General features: G+C 63.2%; 1 protein-coding gene. It reads left to right on the top strand.

The window, feature by feature from the left end; translation table 11 throughout:
* The first annotated feature begins 1,147 nt into the window (after positions 1-1,147).
* Complete coding sequence (locus tag AACH10_RS25305; protein ID WP_341413339.1) at positions 1,148-1,405, top strand: hypothetical protein; 258 nt, start codon at positions 1,148-1,150, stop codon at positions 1,403-1,405.
* The last annotated feature ends 82 nt before the right edge of the window (positions 1,406-1,487 follow it).

Below are 1,487 nucleotides of genomic sequence, written 5' to 3'. Positions count from 1 at the left end.
GCCGATGAGGCATTCAGGGGGCGCCTCTGGCGGCCTGGCAGGGGCCCCGATGCAGTGAGGAAATCGGCCCAGGGCCAATTCAGCAACCCGCCTCACACACAGAAATTCGGACACCCCCCTTCAGTCCCAGGCCCCTGCCAGGCCGCCGGAGGCGGCCCCGGTTGGGACCCGTACTCAGGCTTCAGCCTTCATGCGGCCTGTGCCAGCGGCGCCAGCGTTGCGAAGTAGGTCATGTCCGGCGTGCTGCCGTCATGGCTCTGGTGCGGCCGGCGCTTGCCGGCACGTGGCTAGGGAGTCTTCAACCTGTGGCCATCCCGGTCTACGCGGAAGAAGCATTGGATCGAGCACAGATGTACTGTGCACCTCCAGCGCCAACGAAGACCGACAGTGCCACAGCCCAACTCGCCACGAACTTGAACTTGAAGTTTGAAGTCTTCATAGCCACCTCCTTGGTTTGCTGTGCGTTGGTTACGGTACGGTTCCTGTTGTTAGTGGGAATCTCACCCAGCTGTCGGATGACGGTCCTTTCTGTCTTCTGCATCTGTTGATACGTCAGGCTGATTGAACTGTCGGTCTTCTCGCTCCAATGCTTCCTTCTGAGCAGGAGACGGATCTTACTGCCACGGCGCCGCTTTCGCCGCCGAGCACCCGTTGGCAACGGCGGCCGCTATGTCCGAGTTGGGTCGCGTCCGGGTGTTTCCGAGCGTCAGCTGTGCTGCCAGCCAACTTGAACGGCAGCTCTACGGTCGACCGGTCGAAGTCGCGCAGGGCGGCCCACGACCCGGAGCGGTCTTCCGCCTGATCCTCAAGGGATGGGCGCGGGCAGCGGGGCGGGCCTGATGCTTCGTGTCCCCCGGCCCGCTACGCGGTCCTCCTCCTGTAAATGCGCATCAGGGCCGCCCCACTGCCCGCTTGCGCGACGCCCGGCTTCTTCGTCGAGGACACACAGAGGTGCTGCTGTGGGATGCGGGGGGGACGCAATTGCGAAGGCAAGGTAGGAGGGCCACGCAGCGGCCCGGGGGACACGTAGCAATTGCGGCCCCCGCGTCCCGCGGCCATCCGGATGCACGCGACAGCAGACCTCTGCCCCCGACCGCTCCTGGCCGACAGCGCCAGCTAATCGCTAGTCGACCTCGTGCATCCTCAAATGCATGTCGGAAATTCCGTACTTTGCGGCGATGATCTGGGCCGACGATGCTATCGATTGCTTCAGCTTGTCGATCGCTTGCATGTCATCGTGTTCCAGGCATACAAAGTTCTGACCAGTGCGCCGCCGGCGGTTGATGATCGCCGTGATCTGGCCGATCTGATCCATCACCAACCGCAGGAAGCGCGCGATCTCGTCGTCCTGGAACTCATGGTGCGCTTTAGGGCTACGCTGATTAAGGTCCGCGTACCGGGTTGATCTGGTGGCAATGCTGGCGCTAGGTTGGGATGATGCTCGGATGAAGCAGGTCACCCTGGCAGCGGCCGCCGATCAAGGCGCG

It is taken from the genome of Pseudaquabacterium inlustre (assembly GCF_038066595.1).
Lineage (GTDB): Bacteria > Pseudomonadota > Gammaproteobacteria > Burkholderiales > Burkholderiaceae_C > Pseudaquabacterium > Pseudaquabacterium inlustre.
Note: the sequence above shows the minus strand (reverse complement) of the source record. Positions and strands in the feature narration are given on the sequence as shown.